Source organism: Sphingopyxis selenitireducens (assembly GCF_051550705.1).
Taxonomy (GTDB): domain Bacteria; phylum Pseudomonadota; class Alphaproteobacteria; order Sphingomonadales; family Sphingomonadaceae; genus Sphingopyxis.
In genome coordinates this window covers 741,089-760,598 of record NZ_JBPULG010000002.1, presented here as the reverse complement: position 1 = coordinate 760,598, position 19,510 = coordinate 741,089, and the positions used below count along the sequence as shown (strand labels likewise).

13 protein-coding genes and 1 tRNA gene are annotated in these 19,510 nt (G+C 62.2%); 8 read left to right on the top strand and 6 right to left on the bottom strand.

The annotated features are described in order from the left end of the window. Positions 1 to 324: 324 nt before the first annotated feature. From ACSYDV_RS09435 to ACSYDV_RS09420, 4 genes are all read left to right on the top strand, one after another. On the top strand, positions 325 to 3,531 hold the full coding sequence (locus ACSYDV_RS09435; protein WP_438323540.1) for an autotransporter outer membrane beta-barrel domain-containing protein: 3,207 nt from the start codon (positions 325 to 327) through the stop codon (positions 3,529 to 3,531). Between the two features lie 85 nt (positions 3,532 to 3,616). Further along, complete coding sequence (locus ACSYDV_RS09430) at positions 3,617 to 4,282, top strand: RNA polymerase sigma factor (RefSeq protein ID WP_438323539.1); 666 nt, start codon at positions 3,617 to 3,619, stop codon at positions 4,280 to 4,282. Further along, the gene (locus ACSYDV_RS09425; protein ID WP_438323538.1) at positions 4,275 to 5,210 is read left to right on the top strand and encodes a FecR family protein; all 936 of its coding nucleotides are present in this window, start codon (positions 4,275 to 4,277) and stop codon (positions 5,208 to 5,210) included. Before ACSYDV_RS09430 ends, ACSYDV_RS09425 begins: the two co-directional genes overlap by 8 nt. Before the next feature lie 2 nt (positions 5,211 to 5,212). Further along, positions 5,213 to 7,720 carry a TonB-dependent receptor gene (locus ACSYDV_RS09420; RefSeq protein WP_438323537.1) on the top strand — a complete coding sequence of 836 codons (2,508 nt, stop codon included), beginning with the start codon at positions 5,213 to 5,215 and terminating at the stop codon, positions 7,718 to 7,720. Positions 7,721 to 7,765: 45 nt separating this feature from the next. Here the strand turns inward: ACSYDV_RS09420 and ACSYDV_RS09415 are convergent, their stop codons facing one another. Both ACSYDV_RS09415 and ACSYDV_RS09410 read right to left on the bottom strand, forming a co-directional pair. Further along, a complete protein-coding gene (locus ACSYDV_RS09415; protein WP_438323536.1) occupies positions 7,766 to 8,905 on the bottom strand; it encodes an acyl-CoA dehydrogenase family protein in 1,140 nt (379 codons plus the stop codon). 107 nt (positions 8,906 to 9,012) lie between these two features. Beyond that, positions 9,013 to 10,206 (bottom strand): acyl-CoA dehydrogenase family protein, encoded by a 1,194-nt coding sequence (locus ACSYDV_RS09410; protein ID WP_438323535.1) that lies wholly within the window; start codon positions 10,204 to 10,206, stop codon positions 9,013 to 9,015. A 169-nt stretch (positions 10,207 to 10,375) separates the two neighbouring features. Here ACSYDV_RS09410 and ACSYDV_RS09405 point away from each other — a divergent pair, with 169 nt between their 5' ends. Further along, the gene (locus tag ACSYDV_RS09405) at positions 10,376 to 11,452 is read left to right on the top strand and encodes an MBL fold metallo-hydrolase (RefSeq protein ID WP_438323534.1); all 1,077 of its coding nucleotides are present in this window, start codon (positions 10,376 to 10,378) and stop codon (positions 11,450 to 11,452) included. Positions 11,453 to 11,488: 36 nt separating this feature from the next. On the opposite strand, the gene yghU is transcribed toward ACSYDV_RS09405, so the two are convergent. Together yghU and ACSYDV_RS09395 are read right to left on the bottom strand one after the other, a co-directional pair. Then, positions 11,489 to 12,364, bottom strand: a complete 876-nt coding sequence (gene yghU / locus ACSYDV_RS09400; protein WP_438323533.1) for a glutathione-dependent disulfide-bond oxidoreductase — start codon at positions 12,362 to 12,364, stop codon at positions 11,489 to 11,491. Positions 12,365 to 12,439: 75 nt separating this feature from the next. Further along, positions 12,440 to 13,618, bottom strand: a complete 1,179-nt coding sequence (locus tag ACSYDV_RS09395; RefSeq protein WP_438323532.1) for a CaiB/BaiF CoA transferase family protein — start codon at positions 13,616 to 13,618, stop codon at positions 12,440 to 12,442. Between the two features lie 141 nt (positions 13,619 to 13,759). Here ACSYDV_RS09395 and ACSYDV_RS09390 point away from each other — a divergent pair, with 141 nt between their 5' ends. Together ACSYDV_RS09390 and ACSYDV_RS09385 are read left to right on the top strand one after the other, a co-directional pair. After that, complete coding sequence (locus ACSYDV_RS09390; protein WP_438323531.1) at positions 13,760 to 16,990, top strand: amidohydrolase family protein; 3,231 nt, start codon at positions 13,760 to 13,762, stop codon at positions 16,988 to 16,990. Between the two features lie 91 nt (positions 16,991 to 17,081). Beyond that, a tRNA-Ser gene (locus ACSYDV_RS09385) sits at positions 17,082 to 17,171 on the top strand. A gap of 67 nt (positions 17,172 to 17,238) precedes the next feature. Here the strand turns inward: ACSYDV_RS09385 and ACSYDV_RS09380 are convergent. Next, positions 17,239 to 17,865, bottom strand: coding sequence for a Yip1 family protein (locus tag ACSYDV_RS09380; protein WP_438323530.1), 627 nt, complete (start codon positions 17,863 to 17,865; stop codon positions 17,239 to 17,241). A 190-nt stretch (positions 17,866 to 18,055) separates the two neighbouring features. On the opposite strand from ACSYDV_RS09380, the gene hspQ reads away from it, so the two are divergent. Beyond that, the gene (hspQ, locus tag ACSYDV_RS09375) at positions 18,056 to 18,445 is read left to right on the top strand and encodes a heat shock protein HspQ (RefSeq protein WP_438323529.1); all 390 of its coding nucleotides are present in this window, start codon (positions 18,056 to 18,058) and stop codon (positions 18,443 to 18,445) included. Positions 18,446 to 18,518: 73 nt separating this feature from the next. On the opposite strand, the gene ACSYDV_RS09370 is transcribed toward hspQ, so the two are convergent. After that, the gene (locus ACSYDV_RS09370) at positions 18,519 to 19,391 is read right to left on the bottom strand and encodes an ABC transporter permease (protein WP_438323528.1); all 873 of its coding nucleotides are present in this window, start codon (positions 19,389 to 19,391) and stop codon (positions 18,519 to 18,521) included. Positions 19,392 to 19,510: the final 119 nt, after the last annotated feature.

The following is a 19,510-nucleotide window of genomic DNA, read 5'->3' as shown; positions in this document are numbered from 1 at the left end:
TGGCTACGCCTCATCGAAGCGCGCGAAACATGCATTTGGTGCCGATCGATATGACGGGTTCTCCTGTCCGTCCGCCGCCTGTTATCCGCAGTTTTGCGATATTTTCAGTACCTGCCGACACCGGCTGCCCTTCGAAAATGCAGATGGGTCGAGGCATGGGTGTCGAAAAAAATTTAAATAATAACAGGTCTTTGGGACATGTTTCCAGAACTGAGCCGGAACTCGGATCGCTTCCTTAAAATATTTTCCAAGGGCGGTTCGCTCCGACTCCGTCTTGTGATTGTCCCGGGAGGACTCCCCGATTGAAATCACAAGAGGAACTCAATGCGCAAGATTTTGCTGGCCTCCACCTGCCTCGCCACCTTCGCCTCGCTGCCCGTCCACGCTGAAACGACGATTGCCACCGCCACCACCACACCTGTTCGCACCTCGACGGTAAAGGCCGGCGCGCCCGACGATGTGAAGATCACGTCGGCAGGCTCGGTGAAGCCGGGCGGCGGCACTGCGGTCACCATCGACAGCAACCACAAGGTCGTCAACGAAGGCACGATCGAGATCAGCAACGTCAACGGCGCGAACGGCATTTTCGCCAATGCCGGAACCGTCGGCGGGATCACCAATGCCGCGACTGGCAAGATCATCATCGACGAACCCTATGCCCCGACCGACATCGACAATGACGGCGACATCGACGGCCCTTATGCGATCGGCAATAACCGCGTGGGCATTGCTACCGGCGGCACCTTTACCGGCAACATCGTCAATAGCGGAACGATCACGATCGAGGGCAATGACTCTGCCGGCATCCGCCTTGGCGGCCCGCTGACAGGCAATTTTACCAATGACGGCACGATTTCGGTACTTGGCGACCGCGCGCTCGGCGTCGGCCTGCAAGACGTCACCGGCAATGTTCGTCTTGCCGGTACGATCACGGCTGTTGGTCAGGACGCCGTCGCCGCTCGTCTCGCCGGCAACATCAATGGCGCACTGGTTGTCCAAGGCAAGCTTACGGCTACCGGTTATCGCTACTCGACTCCCCCTGCCGACCCGTCGAAACTTGACGCCGACGACCTGCTGATCGGCGGTCCGGCACTGTCGATCGAAGGCGATGTGACGGGCGGTATCGTTCTTGCCGTTCCGCCCAAGGACACCAAGCCCGACGACAAGGATGAGGACAAGGACGGCATCGACGACGACAAGGAAGGTTTGGCCGCGGTGACTTCCTTCGGTTCAGCTCCCGCGCTTCGTATCGGAGCTGCAGGCCGCGACGTCACGATCGGCGCTGTTGCAGGCACCGGCACCGGGTTGGGTCTGATCATCGACGGTTCGGTCGTCGGTAATGGACTTTATGCGGGCAAGAACGCCAATGCGATCCAGATCGGCGGCCTCGGCGGCAATGTGACGATCGCGGGCGGCATCGGCATCAGCGGAGCGGTCAGCGCCATATCGAAGGACGCGGCAGCAACCGGCATTCGCATCGGCAGCGGCGCGACGACCCCCGAACTCCGCAATGCCGGAAAGATTGAAGCAACGACGGGCGGCAATGTTGCAGGCGCTGTCGCGACTGCCGTCGTGATCGACGCAGGCGGCAATGTTCCGCTGATCCGCAACAGCGGCACGATCGCTGCCAAAACGGGCGGCGACAATGGCACCGCGCGCGGTATCGTCGATCTGTCGGGCAATGTTGATCTGATTGAAAACAGCGGCACAATCAGCGCCACGGGCGCGCTAGCCACGTCCGATCGCAATATTGCGATCGATCTGAGTGCGAATGCGGGGGGCGCAACGGTCAAGCAGACCGCCGTGGCATCGGGTGTCACCGCGCCCAGCATCGTCGGCGACGTTCGCTTCGGCGGCGGCAACGATGTCTTCGACATCGCCGATGGTTCGGTGAAGGGGAACAGCTTCTTTGGCGCCGGCAACAACAAGCTCGCGCTGTCGGGCGACGCGACTTATGCCGGCAAGGCCAATTTTGGCGGCGGCAATGACGAGATGACGCTCGCCGGTTCGTCGAAGTTCACCGGCACCGTCGATTTTGGCGGCGGCACTGACAAGCTGACGATCGGCGGCAGCTCGGCCTTCTCGGGCGGCCTGCTCAATTCGCAGGGTCTGGCCGTGTCGGTCAGCGGCGGCACATTCGACGTTGCCGGTGCGGCGACCATTTCGTCACTGGCCGTGACGGACAAGGGTGTGCTGGGCGTAACGCTTGACGGCGGTGCCGCTGGCACTGCGCTGCAAGTGACTGGGAACGCCAGCTTTGGTGCCGACTCCAAGCTCGCACTGAAGCTGACCAGCATCGACGAGGCCGAAGGCAAGCATATCGTTATGACCGCAGGGTCGCTGACTGGCGCCAACAATCTGACCACTTCATCGACGCTGTTGCCGTTCCTCTACAAGGGCACGTTGACGTCGAACGCGACCCAGTTGATCGTTGACGTGTCGCGCAAGAGCGTGACCGAACTCGGACTCAACAGGTCGGAAGCGGGCGCATTCAATGCCGTGATCGACGCCTTGTCGGCCAACGAAAAGGTCGAGGGCGTGTTCCTGGGCATCGTCGATGGCGGCCAGTTCCGTAACCAGCTTGGCCAGATGCTGCCCGAGCATGAAGGCGGCGTCTTCGAAACCGTCACCTCGGGCTCACGCGCTTTGTCGCGCTTCCTTCAGGATCCCACTGCACCGTATCAGGACGAGGGCAAATGGGGCTATTGGGTGAATCAGGCCGTATGGGGCACGTCGAAGAGCATCGGCGACACCGCGGGTTATGACATCACCGGCTGGGGCATCTCGCTGGGTGCTGAGATCGAAACCGATGTCGGTAATTTCGGCGGCTCGGTTGCCTATCTGAACGGCAAGGACGGCAACAAGGCCAACGCGAATGAAGTCAGCTCGAACCAGTGGGAAGGCGCACTGCACTGGCGTCTTCGCTCGGGCGGCCTCATCGCCAGCGCCCGCGCTGCTGCGGCACCGATCAGCCTCAAAGGAACGCGTATCTTCAGCGCCGAAGCCGGCGCGGACGACATTGAAGAAACGATCCGCGGGAAATGGGATGCCAAGCTTTATTCGGCATCGGGCTCGGTCGCCTACGACACCAAGGCGGCAGGGTTCACCATCCGTCCGACACTGGCGGTCGACTATTACAAGCTGACCGAAGACGGCTACACCGAAACGGGCGGTAACGATGCCCTGAACCTGACCGTTCTCGGCCGCGACAGCGACGAGCTGGCGGTGTCCGGTACCGTCGCAATCGGCCTGGAGTTTGGCGGCGCCGACGAATATGATGGCTGGACGCGCTTCGAACTCGAAGGCGGCCGTCGCCAGATCGTCAGCGGCATGCTGGGCGCCACCACTGCGTCGTTCAAGAACGGCGATCCCTTCACCCTTACCCCTGATGATCGCACGAGCGGTTGGATTGGTCGTTTCCGCGGCACTGCCGGAAACTCCGCCTTCCAGATCGGCGGCGAAATCTCCGCGGAAGAACAGCAAAGCCATATGGCTTGGGCCTTCCGTGCGAGCCTGCGGGTCGGCCTGTAAGCCCCCCTTGGCCGGCCCTGTGCAAGGGGGAAGCACCCCTCCTATCTCGCTTCCCCCTTGCCTTGGCTTCATGGACTGAATTGAGATGACCGTACTCGCCGCCCTTTCCCCAAACGCACCGCTGTTGCGCGGCGTGGTGGTGACGCTATATGACAGCGTCATCAGGGGGACGTGCGGCGCGCGCTGGGGCGGCGTTCATCCGCGAAACATGGCGTTCCAAAGCAAGCGATTCATGACCGAGGCGAGAGATCGAACCGACGCCGCGCAAGGCATTGAAGGCGTATTACTCGCCAACCGCGACCGCATCGTGCGTTTTTTGCAGTTACGCGGCGCTGGCGATTCCGCCGAGGATTTGTTTCAGGATTTATGGATGCGCCTGACTGAACGCGCAACGGGTCCGATCGCTGATCCCCTGCCCTATGTCATGCGTGCGGCGAATAATCTGATGCTGGACCGCTATCGCTCAGCGCGCCAGCGTGAACTGCGCGATGCAGCATGGGGTGAGACCGCTGCGGTGCAAAAACCGTCGGTGGAAACCGTGCTGATATCCCGCGAACAGCTGGAACAGGTCGAACGGGCGATCGTAGCGACCGGCGAACGATCGGCGCGTATCTTTCGCCGCTTTCGCGTCGATGGAGTAACCCAGCGGGAGATTGCGGGTGAAATGGGGGTCAGCCTGAGCACGGTCGAGGCCGATTTGCGCAAGGTATATGCGGCGCTGATTGCTGTGCGGAGGCAGTTCGATGCATAATGACGCTCGAACCGCTGCACAGGCGCATGCGATCGACTGGCTGATCCGTCAGCGCGATCCTGCGTTCGACGACTGGGATGGTTTTTCCGACTGGCTCGCCGAAGCCCCCGAACACGCCGAAACTTACGACATGGTGGCAAGCCTCGATTGCGATCTTGACGCCCTTTCGGCCGAACCGAAGCCCTCGATCGTCATCGCGGAAGAGGCACCTCGCCGGCCTTCGCGTCGCGCCTGGTTCGGCGGTGCGATGGCGGCCGCACTGGTCGGCGCCCTCATCCTGCCTAATCTTGGACTGCTCGACGCCACGCAACGGATCGAAACCGCGGCGGGCGAGCATCGGACCATCGACCTTGCCGATGGATCGAAGATCGAGATTAACGGCGCCTCGGTCATCGAACTCGACGAGGATCGCCCGCGGTTTGCGCGACTGGAATCTGGCGAAGCGATGTTTCACGTCGTCCATCGCGACACGGATCCCTTCATCGTCGAAGCCGGCGGCGCCAGGATTGTCGATCTGGGCACCGCGTTCAACGTCATTCGCCGCAGCCGCCAGACTTCGGTGGCAGTGTCCGAAGGTATCGTCCTCTACAACCCCGACCGCGACAAGGTCCGCGTCGTCGCCGGTCAGGGCATCGAAGCCCGCGACGGCGACACCAGGGCGCCCGTCGCCCGGCCCGTCGATATTGCCGGCATCGGCGGATGGCGGACCGGGTTGCTCGTCTATAACGGCACCCCCCTCGCCATTGTCGCCGAAGATTTGAAGCGGACCGCAGGTATGAGCGTGACGATCTCCCCCGAAGCCGCAGAGCTGTCGTTTCGCGGCGCGTTGATCGTCGACGAGGATCGCAGCCGCACGGTTGCTGACCTTGCGGCGTTGTCGGGAACCAGAGCGGCGCGACGCGGCGATGGCTGGGTGCTGACACGCTGAGCATGACCGGCCGCTTTCCCTTGGTCGTTGCCGCGGTGATGCTGAGCCTTTCGGCTCAGACCGCTGCGGCTGAAGAGCGCGCGTTTGACGTGCCGCAGGGGAATTTGTCGAACACCCTCCCCGTCCTCAGCCGCCAAGCGGGGGTCAGCATCAGCGTTGTCGATGCAAAATTGTGGGAAGCGCGGGTCAAGCGGGTCCGCGGTCGGATGAGCGTCGAAGAGGCGATCCGCCGAATGCTTGCCGGTTCCGACGCCCGCGCCGTGCGGGTCAGCGCGACGAGCTGGCGGATCGAACGCCGCCCGGCCCGCGTAGCGCGCCGGTCGACCTCTCCTCCAGTCGCGCCGCCGCATGCCCGTGCGCGCGAACCGGCGAGAGACACCGTCGCCCTGCCGCAGGACGAGATTATCGTCACCGCATCGAAAACCGACCTGCCTTACTCGCACCTCGCGGGCGTCGCCTCCATGCTGGACGGCGGCGATTTGGCGTTTGGCGGCGAGCGCGGGATGGATTCAATCCTGTCGCGGGTCGCCACCGTATCCTCGACCCATATGGGATCGGGCCGCAACAAGCTGTTCATCCGCGGCATCGCCGATTCCAGCTTCACCGGCCCGACGCAGGCCACCGTCGGCCAGTATCTGGGCGACATCCGCCTGAGCTATAACGCCCCCGACCCCGACCTGCGCCTCTATGACGTCGACAATGTCGAAATTCTCGAAGGGCCGCAGGGCACGCTCTACGGCGCCGGATCGCTCGGCGGTATCATTCGCGTGACGCCCAAGGCGCCCGACCCGCGCGCAATGTCTATTCAAGCGGTCGCAGGCATCTCGCTGACCCAGCATGGCGACCCCGGCGGCGACATCGCCACGATCGCGAATGTCCCGGTCGGCGACACAGGCAACGCGCTGCGTCTTGTCGGCTATATGCTGACCGACGGCGGCTATATCGACAATCCCTTGCGTGGTCAGAATGATATCAACCGCGTCCATGTTCGCGGCGGGCGCGGCACCTTCCGTTTCGACGCTGGCAATGGCTGGAATGTCGACCTTGGCGGCGTCTATCAAGCGATCACCGCCGACGACGCGCAGTTCGTCAGCAAGGACGCGCCGCCGCTCAACCTTCGTTCGATGGTCGAACAAAATGCCACTGCGCGTTATGGCATGGGGACGCTGGTGCTGATGAAAGACTGGGACGGGTTGCATTTCCAGTCGTCCAACGCGTGGATAACCCACCGTTTGTTCGAACGCTTCGACGCCAGTCTTCCCAACACGGATCCGGGGACCGTTCCTCCCGGCGGGGGCGCCTCTCCGCCGCCGCAACTGACAGGGGCGGTCGATATTGCGCGCCTGTTCGCGCCGCTGGACGTCCAGCCATTGGCCGAAGTTCCCCGCGTCCTCGACCAGCATAATGCGACGCGCATGTTCGTCAGCGAAAACCGGCTGTCGCGTCCGTACCACAATGGCCTTGGGTGGGTGATCGGCGCGAGTTTCATCGACAACCGGACGCGGCAGAAGCGCGAATTCGCTTATGGCGGGCTCCGCGCTGGCCTCCCCGGGGTGACCAACCAGATTACCGAATTCACCGGCTATGCCGAGGCGACAGTTGAACTGATACCCGACCTGATCGCATCGGGCGGGCTGCGCCTGTCGCGCGCGCGCCTTGGCGGCAGTGCTGAAGGCGTATCCTTCGACCTTGAGGAGGCCGGGCGTGCAACGACCGCCTATCGCAACGAAACCGACCTTTTGCCGTCCTTTTCGTTGCTCGCCATGCCGTTCGAGCATGTCCGGCTTTATGTCCGTTATCAGGAAGGTTTCCGGCCAGGCGGGCTGGCGATCGACCGCGATTTCGTGCGGCGCTTTCGCAATGATCAGGTCCGGACGTGGGAAGGCGGCATTCGCCTCGGCCAGAGGGGCGAGACGCCTTTTGACGCCAGCGTGTCGATATCGCACAGCGACTGGCGTGACATTCAGGCGGATTTTATCGACGGCAGCGGCTTTCCAACCACAGCGAACATCGGCGACGGGCGGATTACCAGCGTGTCAGGGGCAGTGGCCGTGCGGCCGACCAACGCGCTGACCTTTGAACTCGGCGCGGTCTATAATCACAGCCGGGTCGAGAAGCTGGCACCGGCCATCGCGCTCGTTGCGCAGGCCGCGCCCGGGCGCCTCGGCCGCATCCCTAATGTCGCGAGCCATGCGGTGCGCGGTTCGGTCAATTATGTAACCTTGATCGGGGACGAAGACTTCCGCCTGAACGGCTGGGCCAATTATATCGGCCCCTCGCGGCTCGGTATCGGCCCGGTGCTGGGCGAAAGTCAGGGCGACTATATTGACACCGGCCTCGCTATGCGCCTTGGCAATGCGCGCCGTGGCCTGTCGCTCACACTTACCAATCTCTTCGATTCCCGAGGTAACCGCTTTTCGCTCGGCACACCGTTCGTCGAGGGCAATGAAGGCTTTATGACGCCGCTGCGGCCGCGCACGATCCGTATCGCCGTCGACGTCGCCTATTAAATCTGAAAATCCTCCCCATCGCTATGCGACAGGGAGGGTCTAGCGTCATTCGCCCAGCGTCAGCCGCTCGTAGCGCTCCATATGATAATCATGGCTGCCGAACTGGCCTTCGATCATCGTCGCACGCTTGAAATAATGGCCAATCGCCAGTTCCTGCGTGATGCCGATGCCGCCATGCGTCTGGACGGCATTCTGGCCGACGAAATTCGCGCCGCGGCTGACCTTCGCCTTGGCGGCCGAAACCGCCGCCATACGCTCGTTCGCGGGCAGGCCGAGCTTCAGCACACCCATGATCGTCATGGAGCGAGCCTGTTCGACCTCCATGAACATGTCCACCATGCGATGCTGGAGCACCTGGAACTTCGCAATCGGCACGCCGAATTGCTTGCGCTGTTGCGTATATTCCAGCGTGCCTTCGTGCAGTTTCTGCATCACCCCGGTCGCCTCGGCACAGGTTGCAACGGTGGCTTCATCGACGATCTGTTCGATCAGCCCCAGCCCGGTTCCTTCGCCGCCGAGCAGCGCATCGCCGGGGATCGCGACATTCTCGAAATAGATTTCCGACGCGCGGCTACCATCGACGGTCGGATAGTCGCGGCGGACGATGCCGGGCAGGTTCGCGTCGATCAGGAACAGCGAGACGCCATCGCGCTCGCGTTGCGAGCCTCCGGTGCGCGCGGTAACCAGCAGATGCGTCGCCCATGGCGCGGCATAAACGACACCCTTGTGGCCATTCAGCACATAGCCCGCGCCGTCCTTCTTTGCGGTGGTGCGCAGATTGGCAAGGTCATAGCGGCCCTGCGGCTCGGCATAGGCAAAGGCGATGATCGCATTGCCGGCGATGATCTCGGGGATCAGCGCGTCGGCCTGCGCGCCGCCCACGGCCTTGAGCGCGCCGCCGCCGATGACGACGGTCGGAAGGTAAGGCTCGATGCCCAATACCTTGCCCAGTTCTTCCATCACGATGGCATTTTCCAGCGCGCCGCCGCCAAGGCCGCCCTGCTCTTCGGAAAAGGCCGCGCCGAGCATGCCGAGATCCTGCGCCAGCGCCTTCCAGATGCCGGGGTCTCGCCCGGCATCGCTCGCGGTGAACTTTTGCCGCGTTTCGAATTCATAAGTGTCGGCCAGGAAGCGCGACAGCGTATCGCGGATCATGTCCTGCGTTTCGGTGTAGGTGAAATCCATTTTACTATCCCCGTCGCCCCCGCGAAGGCGGGGGCCGCTGTAGTTTTACAAAGACCGGGAGGGCGAAGCCTCCAACGGCCCCCGCCTGCGCGGGGGCGACGCATGCGTCAGAGACCCAGAACCATCTTCGCGATGATGTTGCGCTGAATCTCGTTCGATCCGCCATAGATCGTCGTCTTGCGGGTGTTGAAATAGGTCGGCGCGGCGCGATGGGCATAATCGGGCCCGATCGGATGCTCGTTATCGCCTTCGCCGAAGCCTCGGAAATAAGGCGCGCCATAATGGCCGACCGCTTCCAGCGCCAATTCGGTGAGCCGCTGCTGGATTTCGCTGCCCTTGATCTTGAGCAGGCTCGATTCCGGCCCCGGACCACGGCCTGCGTTCGGACCCGCAAGGCTGCGCAACTCGGTGAATTCGAGCGCGGTCAGGTCGACTTCCAGCTCGGCGATCTTGCGCTTGAAGAAGGCGTTGGCGATCAGCGGCTTGTCGCCATCGACTTCGGTGCGGGCGATATCCTTCACCTTCTCGATTGCGCGCTTCGACGACGCGACGCCGGCGATGCCGGTGCGTTCGTGCGCGAGCAGGAACTTGGCGCAGGTCCAGCCCTTATTCTCTTCATAAACGCGCTGCGACACGGGAACGCGAACGTCCTCCAGCCACACTTCATTGACTTCATGCTCGCCGCCCAGCGTGATGATCGGGCGCACGGTGATGCCGGGCGACTTCATGTCGATGAGAAGGAAGCTGATGCCTTCCTGTTGCTTGGCATCCTTGTCGGTGCGGACGAGGAAGAAACCCCAGTCGGCATGCTGTGCCAGCGTCGTCCAGGTTTTCTGGCCATTGATGATATAATCGTCACCGTCGCGAACTGCGGTGGTGCGCAGCGAGGCCAGATCCGAACCCGAACCCGGTTCCGAATAGCCCTGACACCACCAATCCTCGCCCGAAAGGATGCGCGGCAGGAAATGGGCCTTTTGTTCGGGAGTGCCGAAGGTGTAGATCACCGGGCCGACCATCGCGAGGCCAAAGGGCATCAAGCGAATGCAGTCGGCGCGCGCGGTTTCCTCTGACCAGATGAAGCGCTGCGTCGGGGTCCACCCCGTGCCGCCATATTCGACCGGCCACGCGGGGGCGACCCAACCCTTCTTGTGAAGAATGCGGTGCCAGGAGAGGAAATCCTCCTTGGACATCTCTTCGCCCTCGTCCTGCCGTTCGCGCAGTTCGGGCGGATAATTTTCGGCGATGAACTGGCGAACTTCCTGCTGGAAAGCCAGATCTTCGGGGCTGAACTCCATGTCCATGACGATTCTCCCTTGGGCAATGGCGCCCTTATAATAAGCGCTCACCTTTACGTAAACGGTAAGTTGCTGGCTGCAACTCTTCCGCTGGGGCCAGAATGCGCGCAACCCCATGGCTTGTCCAGCGCGCCCGCCGGTTGCATGATGGCCGAAAGACCGTGGGGGGATGGACATGACCAGAAGCAAGCGCTTCGCACTGGGGGGATTTTCGCTGCTTGTGATCGGGGGGGCCTTGGCTTTCGTGTTTCAGCGACCGATCGGGGTTTGGCTGTTCGAACGGGGTGTCGAGCGCAACATTGCCCGCGCCCCGCTTACCAGCCTGCCCGACGGATTGCATATCGCGCTGTGCGGCACCGGATCGCCCTTGCCCAACCGCAATCGCGCGGGGCCTTGCGCCGTCGTGATTGCAGGCAGGGCGATGTTCGTCGTCGATGCGGGCGAAGGCGGCGCGCGCAATATTTCGCTGATGGGATTGCCGAACGGTCAGATCCGCGCGCTGTTCCTGACCCATTTTCACTCGGACCATATCGATGGCATGGGGCCGATGATGCTGCTGCGCTGGACCGGGGCGAGCCATAAGAGCCCCCTCCCCGTTTATGGCCCGACGGGGGTTGATGCGGTGATCGCGGGCTTCAACACCGCCTACACCGCCGACAATAGCTATCGCACCGCGCATCATGGCGTCATCAACACGCCGCCTGAGGCTGCGGGAGCAACCGCTATGGCCTTTGGCAATCCCGACAAGCCGGTCGTCGTCTATCAAGCCGATGGGCTGACAGTCACCGCCTTTCCGGTCGATCACCGCCCCGTCCATCCGGCCGTGGGCTACCGCTTCGACTATAAGGGGCGCAGTCTCGTCCTGAGCGGCGACACGGCCGCATCAAAGTCGCTTGAAAGCGCCGCCAAGGGCGCCGACCTGCTCGTCCACGAAGCGCTGGAGCCTGCAATGGTCGACGAACTCGTCCGCGGGCTTGCCAACGCCGGTCGCAAACAGACGTCGGAAATCATGCATGATATCCTCGACTATCACGCCAGCCCGGCGCAGGCGGCCGCCAGCGCAAAGACTGCGGGCGTGAAGATGCTGGTGTTGAGTCATATCGTGCCGCCGCTGCCATCGTCCTATTTTAACGCCGCCTTCCTTGGCGACGCGCCAAAGCGTTTCGACGGCCCGATCGTCATCGGCGAGGACGGGCAATATTTCTCGCTTCCGGCTGGAAGCAAGGGAATTGAACGCGGCAGCTGGTTTTAACGCAGCCGCGTTCCGGCAATCGGCAAGCGAGGGCCTCTATTCAGCGGGTTCCAGCTTGTCCTGCGTGCGCAGGTCGAAATCCGATGCGTCATGGCGTTCGTGAAGCTGGCTCGCCGGGTCGCCCATCACGCGATTGACCATACGCCCACGCTTGACCGCAGGCCGCGCCGCGAGCTGATCGGTCCAGCGCTGGACATTCTTGTAATCCTGTACCTGCAAAAACTCGCCGGCGTCATAAACCAGCCCCTTGGCCAGTGCGCCATACCAGGGCCAGATTGCCATGTCGGCGATCGTATAGTCGGCGCCGGCAATATACTCGCTTTCTGCGAGGCGGCGGTCGAGTACGTCCAGTTGGCGCTTCACCTCCATCGCATAGCGATCGATCGGATATTCCATCTTGTACGGCGCATAGGCGTAGAAATGGCCGAAGCCGCCGCCCAGAAACGGCGTGCTGCCCATCTGCCACATCAGCCACGACAGCGTTTCGGCACGCCTGGCGGTTTCGGTGGGCAGAAATTCACCGAATTTTTCGGCAAGGTGGATCAGGATCGCCCCCGATTCAAACACCCGGATCGGTTCGGGACCGCTGCGATCGACCAGCACCGGGATTTTGCTGTTCGGATTGGCGGCGACATAGCCGCTCGAAAACTGGTCGCCCTCGTTGATGCGGATCAGCCACGCATCATATTCGGCGCCGCTATGCCCCGCTGCAAGCAGTTCTTCCAGCATCACCGTCACCTTCACGCCATTGGGGGTGCCCAACGAATAGAGCTGCAAGGGATGCTTGCCGATCGGCAATTCCTTGTCATGAGTCGGCCCGGCGATCGGGCGGTTGATATTGGCGAAGCGCCCTCCGCTTTCCTTGTCCCATGTCCAGATTTTCGGCGGAACATATTCACTTTGTTCGGTCATTGCGGGCTCCTGCGCTGAATTTTGTACTGATCGGTAACGTAAATGCACGTCGCCGCGGCGTCTACCCTCGTCGGTTCAAATAATCCTGTCCGCACGCAAAGCTGAAATTGCGTCGGCGTCATAACCCAGTTCGGCAAGGATGGCGTCGCTATGTTCGCCGACCTGTGGCGCACGCCGCAGCTGGGCCTTGTCGATACCGGACAATGTCATTGGCGCCCGGATCACCGGCACGGGAGCGGCCGCGCCGGGATAGTCGATCGGCTCCACCAGCCCCATCGCCGCGACTTGTGGCTGCGCCAGCACTTCGCCCGCGCGCAGCACTGGCGCTGCGGGAACACGCGCGGCGCCCATCTCGGCAATCGCATCGGCGCTGCTACGGTCCATGCACCAGCGCTGCATGATCGCGCTCAGCTCCAAGCCATTGTCGCCGCGCAAAATGTCGCTGGCATAGAGCGGATCGGTGATCAGTTCGGGACGCGCGACCAGTTCGGCCCAGCGCGCGAAAATGCCGTTACCCACGATCTGGGTCACGATCCAGCCGTCACGGGTACGGAAGATGTCGGTCGGCCCCGAACTAAAGGCGCGGTTGCCGATTGGCTGGCGCTCGATCCCGTTCAGCGCATGGTCGATCGTCAGCGCATTGGTCATCGTCAGCGCCGTGCCGAGCAGCGACCCGGACACACATTGCCCCTTCCCCGTCGCCTCGCGTTCGCGCAGCGCGACCATGACTCCAAAGGCGCTGTGCAGCGCCGTGCCGAAATCGACATAATTGACCTGCGCGCGATAGGGCTGATCGGTGGTCCCGGTCAGGTGAACCGCTCCCGACATCGCCTGCCCGACCGCATCAAAGCCGACATTTTGCGCCAGCGGACCCTCGCTGCCGAACGCCGATGCCGTGGCGAGGATAATCCGCGGGTTGATCGCCGACAGGCTGTCATAGTCGAGCCCCAGCTTGACCATGGCTTCGTGCGGTAGATTGGCGACCACGACATCGGCGGTTTCGACGAGGCGGCGCACGATCTCGCGTCCTTGCGGGCTGCCGGGTTTCAGCGTCAGGCCGCGTTTTGCGCGGTTCATCTGCATGAACATTGCGCCCGAACCATCCTCCGCTACGGGAACCGAAAAGCGGTCGTCATTGCCTCCCGGCGCTTCGATCCGGATGACATCGGCGCCATAGTCGGCAAGCAGCCCGGCGCAATAAGGCCCGGCGATATAGCGGCCGAAATCCAGCACCCTTATTCCCGTCAGTGGCACCCTTGCTCTCCCTTGTTCCTTCTTTTCCTTGGGCTAGCAGCCGCCCGTCGAGCCCGCCAGTTCTTCGTCGAAACCTGTCGCTTGCATGTTCGCATGCGCGCCATATGGTCACAGCTATTATATTCAAACGGGGATAATTTCATGACGCGCTCCGCACTCGCCCTCCTGACAGCACTCGCCTGTACCACCTCCACCTTCGCCCAAACCGCAACCACTGCCGATGCGAAGGGAGAGAAATGGGACGTAAACGCCCCACCCGGCCTGACGACGCGCAAGGTGCCGATCGCGGTCGACGAGGGCAGCTGGATGAATGTCGACGTCGCCCCGGACGGCCGCACGATCGCCTTCGACCTGCTCGGGGATATTTACACCATGCCGATCGAGGGCGGGACGCCTACGCGGATCGCCGCAGGCCTCGCCTTCGAACATCAACCGCGCTTTTCGCCCGACGGCAAGCGCATAGCCTTCGTCTCCGACGCCGGCGGTGGCGACAATATCTGGCTGATGAACCGCGACGGCAGCGACCGGCGTCAGCTGAGCAAGGAGGACTTCCGCCTGCTCAACCAGCCAAGCTGGACCCCCGACGGCCAGTTCCTCGTCGCCAAAAAGCATTTCACCACCGGGCGTTCGCTCGGTACGGGCGAGGTGTGGATGTACCATGTCTCGGGCGGTGCGGGCGTACCGCTGGTCAAGAAACCCAATGAACGCCACCAGAAGGAACTTGGGGAGCCCGTCGTCAGCCCTGATGGCAAGGGCGTCTATTACACCCGCAACGTCACAGCCGGTCCGATCTTCGAATATGCGCAGGATAGCAACACCGACCTGTTCCACATCGAACGCTATGACCTTGGCGACGGTAAAGTCACAACCATCGCCGCAGGCGCGGGCGGTGCGGTGCGCCCTACACCATCGCCCGACGGCAAACGCCTTGCCTTCGTTCGCCGTGAGGGCACCAAGTCGAAGCTCTATGTCAAGGACCTCTCCTCCGGCGCCGAGCATAAAGTCTATGATGCTCTCGATCAGGATGTGCAGGAAACCTGGGCAGTTACGGGCGTCTATCCCAATATGGCGTGGACCCCCGACAGCGGCGCGATCCTCTTCTGGGCAGGAGGCAAGCTCCGCCGCGTCGGTGGCAATGGCGGCGACGCCCGGGTGATCCCCTTCACGATCAACGATGACCGGGTGATCGTCGATGCGACGCACCCGGCGGTCGAGGTCGCCCCCGACAGCTTTACCACCCAAATGCCACGCTGGGCCGAAGTCTCGCCCGACGGGCGAAGCGTTGTCTTCGAAACGCTTGGCAAGCTGTGGATCAAGCGCGCGACCGGCGGCACTGCTCGGCGCCTGACCGCGGCCAAGGACGATGCGTTCGAACTCTGGCCTAGCTGGTCGCGCGACGGGCGTTCGATCGTGTTCGTCCGCTGGACCGACACCGGGCTCGGAGAAATCCATGTCACGGGCGAGAACGGGGGCACCTCGCGTAAGCTGACCACGGCGCCCGGTCATTATGCCGAACCCCGCTTCTCGCCCGACGGCAAGACGATCGCTTTCGAACGGCGCAAGGGCGGCGGGCTGCGGTCCGAACGCTGGAGCGAGAATCCGGGTGTCTACCGCATTGCGGCCGCCGGCGGCGCTGCCGAGCGGGTCAGCGACGACGGTGCAAAACCCCAGTTCGGCGCCGCGAACGACCGTGTCTTCATGGTCACCGCCGCCGATGGAAAAAGCCAGCTCGTCAGCACCGATCTGGGTGGTCAGGACAAGCGCGTCCATGCGGGCGGCGAACTCGTCAGCGACTATGAAATCTCACCCGATGGCCGCACGCTCGCCTTCCGCCAGAATTACGACGCCTATGTCACGCCGCTGATGCCCGGCGGTCAGGATGTATCGCTCGGGACCAAGAGCGGCGCCCTCCCCGTCACCCGCGTCAGCGGCAGCGGCGCCGACTATATCCACTGGTCGAACGGCGGCAGCCGCCTCCACTGGAGCCGCGGCCCGGCCTTGTTCAGCGCCGACCTTGCCAGTCTGTTCGCCGGCGCTCCCACTGACGACAAGGCGCCCCAATTCACCCCGCCCACCGACGGCGTCTCGCTTGCGATAACGCAGGCGGCGGCGAAGCATATGGGCGCGGTGCTGATCACCGGAGCGAAGATCGTTACCATGGCGGGCACTGACGGCGGCGTTATCGACAATGGTGCAATCCTGATCCAGGGCGACCGCATCGCCGCGATCGGCCCCGCGGGCGCGATCAGCGTCCCGGCGGGCGCTACGACCATCGACGCGACTGGCAAGACGATCATCCCCGGTTTCGTCGATGCCCATGCCCACGGCCCCCACGGCGACGACGAGTTGGTGCCGCAGCAGAACTGGTCCGAAATCGTCAATCTCGCGATGGGGACGACGACCAGCCACAATCCGTCGTCGCGGGCGTCGGAGATTTTCGTTTCATCGGAAATGCAGCGTGCCGGGCTGATCCTCGCGCCGCGCATCTTTTCGACAGGCGAAATCATTTATGGCGCCAAGGCGGCGGGGGTTTATGCCGAAATCAACGGATATGATGATGCCCTCGCGCATGTCCGCCGCCTGAAGGCGCAAGGCGCCCACAGCGTCAAAAACTACAACCAGCCGCGCCGCGAACAGCGCCAGATGGTGGTGAAGGCAGCGCAGGCGGAGGGAATGACCGTGGTGCCGGAGGGCGGCTCGCTCTTCACCCAGGACGTCACGCTGATTCAGGACGGCAATTCGACCGTCGAGCACAATATTCCGCTCGACATCTTCTACAAGGATCTGGTCCAGCTCTGGGGCCAGACCAAGGTCGATTACACCCCGACTCTCGTCGTCACTTATGGCGGCCCCGCGGGCGATCCCTATTGGCGCGCCCACACCAATGTCTGGGAACAACCGATCCTCGCCCGGCATATCCCCCCCGCCGAGCTCGCCGCGAACAACAAGCGCCGCGTTATCGCACCGGAGGGCGATTATGTTGACGATGACTCGGCACGCGAAGCGGGCAAAATTGCTGCTGCTGGGCGCAATGTATCGATCGGCGCGCATGGCCAGCAAGCAGGCGTCGGCGCACATTGGGAAATCTGGTCATTCGTGCGAGGCGGCTGGAGCAATATCGACGCACTGCGCGCCGCCACGATTATGCCCGCGACGGCGCTTGGCTATGCGAAGGATGTCGGGTCACTCGAAATGGGCAAGCTCGCCGACCTACTGATTCTCGACGCCGATCCCACCGCAAACATCCGAAATAGCGAGAAAATCCACCGCGTCATGCTTGGCGGGCGTCTGTTTGATCCGATGACAATGAATGAAGCCGAGACGGGCAACCGCAAGCGCCAACCCTATTGGTGGGAAGCCGACAAGCCGTAAGCCAGAGCCAAAATCCGCCGGCGGGCCGAATTTTGTGACGAGAGGGTTGCAAGACGTTCGGACCGCCGCTAGTGGCGTCCACTCTCAGCGAGGAGAGTTGGCTGAGTGGTCGAAAGCGTCGCACTCGAAATGCGAAGTGCCGGCAACGGTACCGAGGGTTCGAATCCCTCACTCTCCTCCAGTTTTCCATTTTCGACCGATGGATAGACGGTACGCCGTCCCGGATGTCTCCGGGACGGCTCCGCCCTTTAGATAAACGCTGAAGGCGCCGCGAAGCTGGCGACGATCACCCCGATAATCAGGAAAATCACCACAGCGGCAATGACCACGACGATGGTGTATCCCGCCGCCTTGTCTTCCGGCACCTTCATAAGGATCGGAAGTCCGAGATAGAGAAGATAAAGGCCATAGAGGCCCAATATTCCGAGTATTGCCAGCGCCGGGATCAGTCCGAATATGCCGGCAAGCCAACCCGCCGTAGCGGAATAAGCCGCAACTTTCAGCGCCTGAACCTGATTTTTCTGTCCGCCGAAGTTCGGCGCAAGCGCGTCGATAATGAGCGAAAGGACGAAAATGCTCGCCAGTGCCAGGCCATAGGACAGAAGCGCCGAACCCAGCGCAGAACCTAGCGACGGACGGAAGGTAACTCCGAAGGCGCCATAGCCGAATACCTGCCCTCCGATAAGTTGCGCAACAGGACCAATCGCCGCAAGCAACACCACATAGGGCACATAGATCGACTGCACCGTTGCGGGTTCGGTATCGATAGCGGCCCACGTCTCCTTCGGTTTGAGAATGATATTTTTAGCCCGCTCGATAACGCCTGATGTCGGCGTTGTCGGCGGAGTGGTTTTGCTCGACGGAATTTCGCTCATCAGATGCCTTTCCCTTGTTGCCAATCAAGACGGTCCCGATCCCGACCCGGATCGGGTGGAGGTCGCAAGGGCAGCCTAGCCCAGACGGCCAACAGCTCAGTAATCTGCATCACAGCCGGATTCGACTTGTCATCCGAGCGCTCGAGTGTAACGGGCTTGAAACAAATATAAACAGCCATAAATTGAGCATATGAACGCAAAATCTACACCCGATTTGGCGGCCCCAATCCCGCCTAAAGCTGTCACCGCGCCGTTGGTCGAGCGCGCGCGTTTCGCGCCGGGCGATATTGTGCGGCACCGCATGTTCGATTTTCGCGGCGTCGTGTTCGACGTCGATCCTGTCTTTGCGAACAGCGACGAATGGTATGAAGCGATTCCGGAGGATATCCGTCCGGCAAAGGAACAGCCCTACTATCATCTGCTCGCTGAGAACGACGATTCCTCCTATATCGCTTATGTCAGCCAGCAGAATCTGGTCGTGGATTCCGACGGCGGACCGATCGACCATCCGCAGGTCGAGGCGATGTTCGACGGGCTAGGTGACGGCCGCTACCGCATCCGCGCCATCCACCGCCACTGATCCGCGCCTTTCCCTGTATCGGAGGCATGGGGAGTGACGGCGCGAAGTGCTGACGACAGAATCGGCGCTAGCCTCAGGCTTTCAGCTTCCATCCGGACACGAGCAGGCGATAAGTCAGTAGACCCAGCGCGATATTGACCGCGATCAGGACCAGCGCGGCTGTTGTGACCGGATTTGCAATCGTCGAATCGACAGTCCCGATAAACCCATAGCGAAAGCCCATGATCGCATAATAGACGGGGTTCGCATGCGCGATCGTCTGGAACCAAGACGCGAGCCGGTCCACCGAGTAAAATGTACCGGAAAGCAGGGCGAGCGGAGTAACTATGAAATTGGTCACCGCCGCTGCATGGTCGAACTTCTCCGCCCAGACCGAGGTAATTAACCCAAGAAAGCCAAGCATCGCCGCACCAAGTACACCGAAAACTGCAACTGCCCACATATGTGCGGGCAACACATGGACGCCGGGCCACAGCAGCATCGCCAGCCAAAGCGCGAGTCCGACTAGGATCGCGCGCGTGATCGCGGCGCCTACCAGCGCGATGATCAACTCACCCACCGCCAGCGGAGGCATCAGATAATCGACGATCGTCCCCTGGATCTTGCCGACAAGCAGCGAAAAGCTGGAGTTGGCGAAGCTATTCTGCAGCATCGCCATCATGATTAGTCCCGGTGCGATGAAATCTGCGAAGGGCACGCCGATCACCGTGCGGCCTGCTCCGCCAAGCGCAACGGTGAAAATCACCAGAAACAAGAGGGTGGTAATGGCGGGCGCCCAGATAGTTTGCAGCTGGACCTTGAAAAAGCGCCTCACCTCCTTGACATATAGGGCCTGCATGCCCGGTACGTTTAGTGTCCGGATATGTGGCACGCCGGGTTCCGCAAAGCGCGGGGGCGCGGCGAAATCGCTGGAGTCGGGGCTCGAAATTTGGGGCTGGTCGTTCATAGCGTTCTCGCCTATCGCCTCCCCGATATTACCGCAAGCTGGGCAGTGACGGCGACGACCCGCAACGGGTCGCCCAAGCGACTATAATAACCGCCTGCGGCGTGAAATGATAAGGAATT

What these genes read in the sequence shown, in the direction of transcription:
- ACSYDV_RS09435 (WP_438323540.1), top strand. Translation starts at nt 325, where the DNA reads ATGCGCAAGATTTTGCTGGCCTCCACCTGCCTCGCCACCTTCGCCTCG.
- ACSYDV_RS09430 (WP_438323539.1), top strand. Translation starts at nt 3,617, where the DNA reads ATGACCGTACTCGCCGCCCTTTCCCCAAACGCACCGCTGTTGCGCGGC.
- ACSYDV_RS09425 (WP_438323538.1), top strand. Translation starts at nt 4,275, where the DNA reads ATGCATAATGACGCTCGAACCGCTGCACAGGCGCATGCGATCGACTGG.
- ACSYDV_RS09420 (WP_438323537.1), top strand. Translation starts at nt 5,213, where the DNA reads ATGACCGGCCGCTTTCCCTTGGTCGTTGCCGCGGTGATGCTGAGCCTT.
- ACSYDV_RS09415 (WP_438323536.1), bottom strand. Translation starts at nt 8,905, where the DNA reads ATGGATTTCACCTACACCGAAACGCAGGACATGATCCGCGATACGCTG.
- ACSYDV_RS09410 (WP_438323535.1), bottom strand. Translation starts at nt 10,206, where the DNA reads ATGGACATGGAGTTCAGCCCCGAAGATCTGGCTTTCCAGCAGGAAGTT.
- ACSYDV_RS09405 (WP_438323534.1), top strand. Translation starts at nt 10,376, where the DNA reads ATGACCAGAAGCAAGCGCTTCGCACTGGGGGGATTTTCGCTGCTTGTG.
- yghU (WP_438323533.1), bottom strand. Translation starts at nt 12,364, where the DNA reads ATGACCGAACAAAGTGAATATGTTCCGCCGAAAATCTGGACATGGGAC.
- ACSYDV_RS09390 (WP_438323531.1), top strand. Translation starts at nt 13,760, where the DNA reads ATGACGCGCTCCGCACTCGCCCTCCTGACAGCACTCGCCTGTACCACC.
- ACSYDV_RS09380 (WP_438323530.1), bottom strand. Translation starts at nt 17,865, where the DNA reads ATGAGCGAAATTCCGTCGAGCAAAACCACTCCGCCGACAACGCCGACA.
- hspQ (WP_438323529.1), top strand. Translation starts at nt 18,056, where the DNA reads ATGAACGCAAAATCTACACCCGATTTGGCGGCCCCAATCCCGCCTAAA.
- ACSYDV_RS09370 (WP_438323528.1), bottom strand. Translation starts at nt 19,391, where the DNA reads ATGAACGACCAGCCCCAAATTTCGAGCCCCGACTCCAGCGATTTCGCC.